The organism is Amycolatopsis sp. NPDC059657 (assembly GCF_042734395.1).
Taxonomy (GTDB): Bacteria; Actinomycetota; Actinomycetes; order Mycobacteriales; family Pseudonocardiaceae; genus Amycolatopsis.
On sequence record NZ_JBHWEB010000116.1, the window covers coordinates 22770 to 29781 of the forward strand.

Annotated in this window: 7 protein-coding genes; 4 read left to right on the plus strand and 3 right to left on the minus strand. The window is 68.1% G+C overall.

Annotation, left to right across the window (positions count from 1 at the left end; translation table 11 throughout):
• The first annotated feature begins 103 nt into the window (after window positions 1-103).
• Both ACFV15_RS39030 and ACFV15_RS39035 read left to right on the plus strand, forming a co-directional pair.
• A complete protein-coding gene (locus tag ACFV15_RS39030; RefSeq protein ID WP_378357281.1) occupies window positions 104-895 on the plus strand; it encodes a DUF1206 domain-containing protein in 792 nt (263 codons plus the stop codon).
• A gap of 104 nt (window positions 896-999) precedes the next feature.
• The gene (locus ACFV15_RS39035; RefSeq protein WP_378357282.1) at window positions 1000-1425 is read left to right on the plus strand and encodes a DoxX family protein; all 426 of its coding nucleotides are present in this window, start codon (window positions 1000-1002) and stop codon (window positions 1423-1425) included.
• Here ACFV15_RS39035 and ACFV15_RS39040 read toward each other — a convergent pair.
• The 3 genes from ACFV15_RS39040 to ACFV15_RS39050 form a co-directional block, all read right to left on the minus strand.
• The gene (locus ACFV15_RS39040; RefSeq protein ID WP_378357283.1) at window positions 1422-2111 is read right to left on the minus strand and encodes a TIGR03089 family protein; all 690 of its coding nucleotides are present in this window, start codon (window positions 2109-2111) and stop codon (window positions 1422-1424) included. The two genes, ACFV15_RS39035 and ACFV15_RS39040, sit on opposite strands and share 4 nt — an antisense overlap.
• Before the next feature lie 10 nt (window positions 2112-2121).
• Window positions 2122-3204 carry an LCP family protein gene (locus tag ACFV15_RS39045; protein WP_378357293.1) on the minus strand — a complete coding sequence of 361 codons (1083 nt, stop codon included), beginning with the start codon at window positions 3202-3204 and terminating at the stop codon, window positions 2122-2124.
• A gap of 137 nt (window positions 3205-3341) precedes the next feature.
• Window positions 3342-4883, minus strand: a complete 1542-nt coding sequence (locus ACFV15_RS39050) for an LCP family protein (RefSeq protein WP_378357284.1) — start codon at window positions 4881-4883, stop codon at window positions 3342-3344.
• A 153-nt stretch (window positions 4884-5036) separates the two neighbouring features.
• Between ACFV15_RS39050 and rfbB the strand changes: the two genes are divergently transcribed.
• Both rfbB and rfbD read left to right on the plus strand, forming a co-directional pair.
• The gene (rfbB, locus tag ACFV15_RS39055) at window positions 5037-6029 is read left to right on the plus strand and encodes a dTDP-glucose 4,6-dehydratase (RefSeq protein WP_378357286.1); all 993 of its coding nucleotides are present in this window, start codon (window positions 5037-5039) and stop codon (window positions 6027-6029) included.
• A 7-nt stretch (window positions 6030-6036) separates the two neighbouring features.
• Entirely contained in the window at window positions 6037-6921 is an 885-nt protein-coding gene (gene rfbD, locus ACFV15_RS39060) for a dTDP-4-dehydrorhamnose reductase (protein ID WP_378357288.1), read from the plus strand.
• Window positions 6922-7012 lie beyond the last annotated feature (91 nt).

A 7012-nucleotide genomic window follows, 5' to 3' on the forward strand; every position in this document is an offset into this window, starting at 1 on the left:
GGTTAGAACCGGCCGTACCACTCACGACCCCAGTCCTGGGGGCGACTGGTCCGCTTGGAGCAGTCGATCGGCGGGGGTCGGTCGACAGGGTGAGACTGAAGCGATGGCTGACATGGCATCGCGTGCTGAGAAGAGTGACGTCGCCCAGGTGCTGGGCCGGATCGGGATGGGCTGCTTCGGGTTCGTGCACCTGGTGATCGCCTACATCGCCGTCAAGGTGGCCTTCGGTGCCTCCGGGCAGTCGGCTGACCAGAAGGGCGCGCTCGCCGAGGTCGGGTCGACCACGTTCGGCACCGTGCTGCTCTGGGCACTGGCGGCCGGGTTGCTGGCGTTCGCGGCCTGGCAAGGCCTCATGGTGGCGAACGGCTATCACTGGATCACCGACAAGGGCAGACAGGTGCGCAAGCGCATCGGGTCAGGCGTGCGGGGTGTGGTGGCGGTCGGGATCGGGATCTCGGCCGTGCAACTCGCTGTGGGGAGCGGCGAATCGTCGTCGACCGGGCAGTCGCAGGGGCTGACGGCGAAGGTGCTGGCCTGGCCCGCTGGGCCGTTCCTGGTGGTGCTCGCCGGGGTCGCGGTGCTCGGGGTGGCGGTGACCGCCGCGGTCAAGGCCATCAAGAAGAGCTTCATGGAGGATCTCGACACCAATCGAGACTGGGTCGAGAAGCTGGGGATGGCGGGATACCTGGCGAAGGCTGTCGTTTACGCGATCGTGGGTGTCCTGCTGGGCATCGCCGGGTTCAACGCGGACGCGAATCAGGCGGGCGGGCTGGATGTCGCGCTGAAGACGCTGGCGGCTCAGCCGTTCGGAAGTGTGCTGCTCACGGTCGTCGCGCTGGGGTTCGCGGCGTTCGGCGCGTACTGCTTCGTGGCGGCCAGAGAACACCGGACTTGATCCTGTCGGGTTCCTGTCGATACCCGTGATCTCCTGTCGAAAACGGTGGAAAACCTCCTAGCGTGGGCCCGGTAAGTTGAATCTTCACTGATCGGGGAAGCCTGATGTTCGCTCGCGTCAAAGATGTCACGCTGCTGCTGGGTCGGATCGGGGTCGCGGTCGTCTTCCTCGCGCACGGTCTGCAGAAATGGGACAACGGGATCGCCGGGACCGCCGGTTTCTTCGGCAAGATGGGCATTCCGCTGCCCGAGGTCGCCGCCGTGTTCGCGATGACCGTGGAAATCCTTGGCTCCATTGCCTTTATCGTCGGGTTCGCGCTGCCGCTGGTCGCGATCGGCTACGTGGTCGTGTCCGTCGGCGCGCTGCTGTCCGTCCACATCGACAACGGGCTGACCGGGCAGGGCGGTTACGAGCTGGTGTTCGTGCTCGCGCTCGCCGGGCTGGCGCTCGGGTTCAACGGCGGCCGGATCTCCTTGGACCACCTGCTCTTCTGGAGCAAGCGCGAACAGCGCGAGCTGCAGCCCGCTTAGCCCAGCAGGTCGGCCGTCGTGCGCTCCGCCGCGCGGCGGTCGGCCAGTTTCGCGGGGTCCGCGTTGCTGACGTGGACCAGATGCGCGCCGGCCGAGAGTGGCGCGAGCAGGCCGTCGAGTACGCCGTCCGGGAATGTCCAGTCCACTGTGGAGAGTACGCGGTCGGCTGAGGTGATGCCCAGTTTCGAAGCACGGGAACGGGCTTCAGCGAGTACTTCGTCCACAGTGGACGACAGCAGCGCCGGGGAATCGCCGGGGATCGGGAACAGCGGCGAGAAGTCGTCGCCGTACATCTTCACGTCGGCCAGGAAGTTCAGGCCGCTGGTGACGCCCATGCCCATGCCGAACGGGTCCATGGCCACGATCGGCGTCAGCGAAGCAGGCGAAGTCTCACCGGGGCCCACGAAGGTGACGCCGGGGGCCTCCGTGACCACCGTGGCGCCGCACCACCACGCGCCGAGCAGCACTCCGGCCGTCTGCCAGTGCGCGGGCAGGCGTACGCCGACCTCGTCGCCCGCTTCCACGTCCGCCTCTTCGACGAGCCAGTTGGCCGTCTTGGCCGCCCAGTTCACCGTGGTGGCGACGGACAGCTCGATCCGGCTGCCGGTGGCGTCGTCGTAATGCGTGATCAGCGGACGCGCGGGCGAGGACAACAGCGGTCGCAGCAGGTGCTCGGTGAGGCTCACGGACACCACGTTAGTTCACGCAGGGGACCGAAGGTGCCGCCGCCGCTGGTGCGCCGCCGCCACCCGTCGGCGCGGTGCGCCCGACCAGGCCATGCAGGAACTGGCGGACCGCCGCAGGGTCGACCTCGACGATGCTCTGCTGGCCGTCTTCGCTGCGGCCGTTGATGTTGACCACCGGAATCGTCTCGAAGGCGATGGTGCCGGACGCGATGCTCTTGACCTGCTGGGCGAAGTCGAGCAGGTCAAGGCCTTCGTCGAGCACGATCGACTTGTGGATCGCCTCGATCAGGTTGCCCATGGTCGACGGACTGGCCAGCGTTCCCGCTGAGAGCACCTGGTTGATCGCCGACGACAGGAACGCCTGCTGCCGCACGATGCGGTCCAGGTCGCCACGCGGCAGGTTCTTCCGCTGGCGCACAAAGGAAAGCGCCTCGCCGCCGGACACCTTCTGCTCGCCGCGGCGGAAATTGGCTCCCGAATCGGCGTCCGAGGTCGAATGGTTCAGGCAGACGGTCACGCCACCGAGCGCCTCGGTGAGCAGGTAGAAGCCCAGCAGGTTGACCTCGGCGTAGTGGTCGATGCGGACCTGGGTGAAGTCCTGCACGGTCTGGACCAGTACGTGGCGCCCCTCCTGGTCGGAGTCGCGCTCGATCTTCTCGCGATCCTTCTCACCCTCGCCGCGCCGCGCGGAGGCGAACTTCTCCTTGGCGACGCCGTACGCCGAGTTGATCTTCGTCTTGCCTCGGCCGGGCACCTCGACCCAGGTGTCGCGCGGGATCGAGACCACCGACGGCTTCCCGCCGTTCTTCGGGATGCGCAGCAGGATGATCGTGTCCGTGCTGACGCCGGGATTCTCCTCGGTCCGCAGCTGCTTCAGCATGCGCAACGGCAGCTGGTGACCTTGCTGGTCAGTGCGCGCGTCGCTGCCGACCAGCAGGATGTCGTTCGCACCGTCGTCGGCAGGCGGCGCGGCGGGGTCGTCCGGCTTGCTCAGCGCGTTCGTCGTCGGGAGATTGTTCTGGACCTGCTCGGTCGCGACGTAGGCGTAGCCGCTCGAGGCCAGCGCGACCACCGAGAGCAGGGCCAGCCCGATCTTCCCGGCGAGCCGGACGGGGTGCCTGCGGCGAACCTCGGGCTCGGTCTCTTCGGGTTCGGGTTCCGGTGTCGGTGTGGGGGTGTCCTCGTTCTTCGGACGAGGGTAGGGCGTCGGCTTCGGACGCTCCTCCCCGTCTAGTTCACGCAAGGCACGCCACCCGCGGTGATCGGCTTCTGCTCCGGCGCCGACGAGGACGTCGCCGGGGACGACGGCGTCGACTTCGGCGCCGAGCTGCTGGTGGGCGGGGCCGAAGCCGCCGTCGTCACGCCCTTGAAGTCCTTGCCGAGCAGCACCCGCGCGTGCCCCTTGGCGACGTCACGGTCCGGCTCCAGCTCAACCGATTCGCCCAGCACCTGCTTCACCAGCTCCACAGAGGCCTCGTCACCCGGCGCGAACCGGATGACCGTGGTGCTGCGAGCCGCGAGCTTGGTGTTCTCGCCGAGCTGGAAACCCTTCTCCGACAGCGCCTGCCGCGTCTGCTCGCCGAGCCCGGTGCCGGTGCCGTCGAACAGGTCGATCGTCACGGCCTCGGCGCCCGGCAGCTTCGCGCCGGGCTTCTCCTCCGGCGCGTTGGGATCGTGGACGAGCCTCGACACCGCGGCGCGCACCTCGACCGGGTCGACGCGGAGCACGTCCGCGCCACCGATGACGGCGTTGCCCTGCGTCGGGATGGTGTGGAACTCGATGTTCCCGCCGCTCAGCCCGCGCATCTGCTCGGCGAACTCGAACAGGTCCCAGCCTGCCGAGAGCACCACGGACTTCTTCACCGCGTCGACCAGCTCGGAGATCTTGAACGGGTTCGCCAGCACCGAGCTGGAGAGCACCTTGTTCGCCAGCCCGGACAGGAACGCCTGCTGCCGGACGATCCGGTCGAGATCGCCGTTGGGCAGCCCGTGCCGCTGGCGCACGAAAGCCAGTGCCTGCGCGCCTTCGATGGACTGCCTGCCAGCCGGAAGGTCCACTCCGGACAGTCGTTCCTTCACAGGCGTGTTGAGGCAGACGTCGATGCCGCCGATGGCCTTCGTCACCTCGTAGAAGCTGGCGAGGTTGACCTCGGCGTAACGGTCGATCATGCCCGGCTTGCCGATGAACGTCTCCAGCGTCTGGATGAGGTTCTTGCGCCCGGCGATCTTGGCCTTGCCGTCGACGTCCTTGAGGTCGCTGTTTCCTTGCTGCTGCAGGGTTTTCGAGGTGTCGTTGTAGGCGTACACGTACGCGCTGTTGAGCCGGTGCTTGCCGAAGCCGCCGGTGATCTCGACCCACGAGTCACGCGGGAACGAGATGGCGATCGCGCGCCTGCCGTCCTGCGGGATGTGCACCAGGATCATCGTGTCGGTCTGGCGCTCGCCGTCGGAGATGCCGCCGTGCAGCATGTCGAGCACCTCGCGCGACAGCGGGTTGCCCTGCGCGTCGGTGCGGCTGTCCTGGCCGACCAGGAGTATGTCGATCGCGCCGTCGAGCGGCTTCGCGTGCAGCTGGTTGTTCTCGAAGACGTCGGTGGTGGCGAGTCCCTCGTTCGGGTCACCGATGAACTGCCAGCCGTACCAGGTGACGGTGAGTACCGCGACGGACACGAGTGTCACCAGCGTTTTTCCACCACGGCGCGCGAAGGTGCCCGCACCATGGTCACGACGGCGACGCGGTGCGGGGATCGGTTTCGGTGGCCACTCGGTCACGCTCGGTCCTCCCCGCCGACAAACCCCTGGGCATGAGCTTGCCCCCGGCTCCAGATTACCGACCTGATGTAAGGCGTCCGTACGACGGGAGTGCGCTCGAGTGGCCCGTGGAACACTGAGCGAGGCGGTACGACGATTCGAAGGGGACGGAACATGCGGGTACTGGTCACCGGCGGCGCGGGGTTCATCGGTTCGCATTATGTGCGACAGGTGCTGACCGGCGCATATCCAAGCCTCTCCGGTGCCGAGGTGATCGTGCTGGACAAGCTCACCTACGCGGGCAGCGAGGAGAACCTCGCGCCGGTCGCCGACGACCCCAGGCTGCGCTTCGTGCGCGGCGACATCTGTGACCCCGGCGTGGTCACCGAGGTGATGGCCGGGGTGGACCTGGTCGTGCACTTCGCCGCCGAGTCCCATGTGGACCGTTCGATCCTCGGGTCGGCCGACTTCGTGCTGACCAACGTGCTCGGCACGCAAACCCTGCTGCAGGCCGCCCTTTCGGCGAATGTGGGCAAATTCGTCCACGTCTCGACCGACGAGGTGTACGGATCCATCCAGGAAGGCTCGTGGTCGGAAGATCACATCCTGGAGCCGAATTCACCCTATTCGGCGTCGAAGGCGTCCTCGGACCTGCTGGCTCGGTCGTTCTTCCGCACCCACGGGCTGCCGGTGTGCGTCACGCGGTGCTCGAACAACTACGGGCCGTACCAGTTCCCCGAGAAGGTCATCCCGCTGTTCGTCACCAACCTGCTCGACGGCAAGAACGTGCCGCTGTACGGCGACGGCCTCAACGTGCGTGACTGGCTGCACGTCGACGATCACTGCCGAGGCATCCAGCTGGTCGCCGACGGCGGGCGCGCCGGCGAGATCTACAACATCGGCGGCGGCACCGAGCTGAGCAACCGCGAGCTGACCGAGCGCCTGCTGGCCGCCGTCGGCGCCGGCTGGGAGCGGGTCGAGCCGGTGGAGGACCGCAAGGGCCACGACCGGCGCTACTCGGTCGACATCACCAAGATCAACAAAGAGCTCGGCTACACCCCGCTGAAGACCTTCGACGAGGGCTTGGCCGAGACCGTTCGCTGGTACACCGAGAACCGCCAGTGGTGGGAGCGCCTCAAGGACCGCGCCGCGCTGACGGGAAAGTGAGTACTCGTTGCTGACAGTTCTGGTGCCCGGTGGATCGGGGCAGCTCGGGCAGGACCTCGCCGCTCTGGCGGGTGACGGCGTCAAGGTGACGGCGCTGGGGTCGAAGGAACTCGACCTCACCCGCACCGGTGACGTCATCCGCGTGGTGACCGAGTTCGCGGACGCCGCGAAGGACGCCGGGCAGCGGCCCGTGGTCGTCAACGCGGGCGCGTACACGGCGGTCGACAAGGCCGAGACCGAGGAAGAGCGCGCGTTCGCGGTCAACGCCGACGGCCCGCGCGTGCTCGCGGCCGCCTGCTCGGCCCGCCGGGTGCCGCTGATCCACGTCTCGACGGACTACGTGTTCCCCGGCGACGCCTCGCGGCCGTACGAGGTCACCGACCCGATCGGGCCACGCAGCGCCTACGGCCGGACGAAGGCCGCGGGCGAGGACGCCGTGCTCGGCTCGGGCGCGCGGGCGTGGATCGTGCGCACCGCGTGGGTGTACGGGAAGACCGGGCACAACTTCGTGCGCACCATGGTCAGGCTGGAAGCCGAGCGCGACACGGTGTCCGTTGTGGACGATCAGCGCGGCTCGCCGACGGCCTCCGCCGACCTGGCGGCCGGGTTGCTGGAACTGGCAGGCCGGATCGTCGCGGGCGACGCCCCGTCGAGCCGGATCCTGCACTGCACCGGCGCGGGCGAGACGACCTGGTTCGGCTTCGCGCGCGCGATCTTCGAGGCGGCGGGCGCCGACCCGGAGCGGGTGAAGCCGTGCACCAGCGCGGACTTCCCGAGCCCGGTCGCGCGGCCCGCGTACTCGGTGCTGTCGAACGCCTCGTGGGCCGAGGCCGGGCTGACGCCGCTGCGGCACTGGCGGGAGGCCTTGACCGCCTACTTCAAGGGCTCGTGAGCGTTGGGGGGGGGGGTGCTTCCCCCCCAACCCCAACCCCCCCAAAAATGAGTATTTATTATAAAGGGGGTTCGCCGCGAGGGGGGATGAA

Coding starts and splice junctions, on each gene's coding strand:
- ACFV15_RS39030 (WP_378357281.1), top strand. CDS start 104: ATGGCTGACATGGCATCGCGTGCTGAGAAGAGTGACGTCGCCCAGGTG.
- ACFV15_RS39035 (WP_378357282.1), top strand. CDS start 1,000: ATGTTCGCTCGCGTCAAAGATGTCACGCTGCTGCTGGGTCGGATCGGG.
- rfbB (WP_378357286.1), top strand. CDS start 5,037: ATGCGGGTACTGGTCACCGGCGGCGCGGGGTTCATCGGTTCGCATTAT.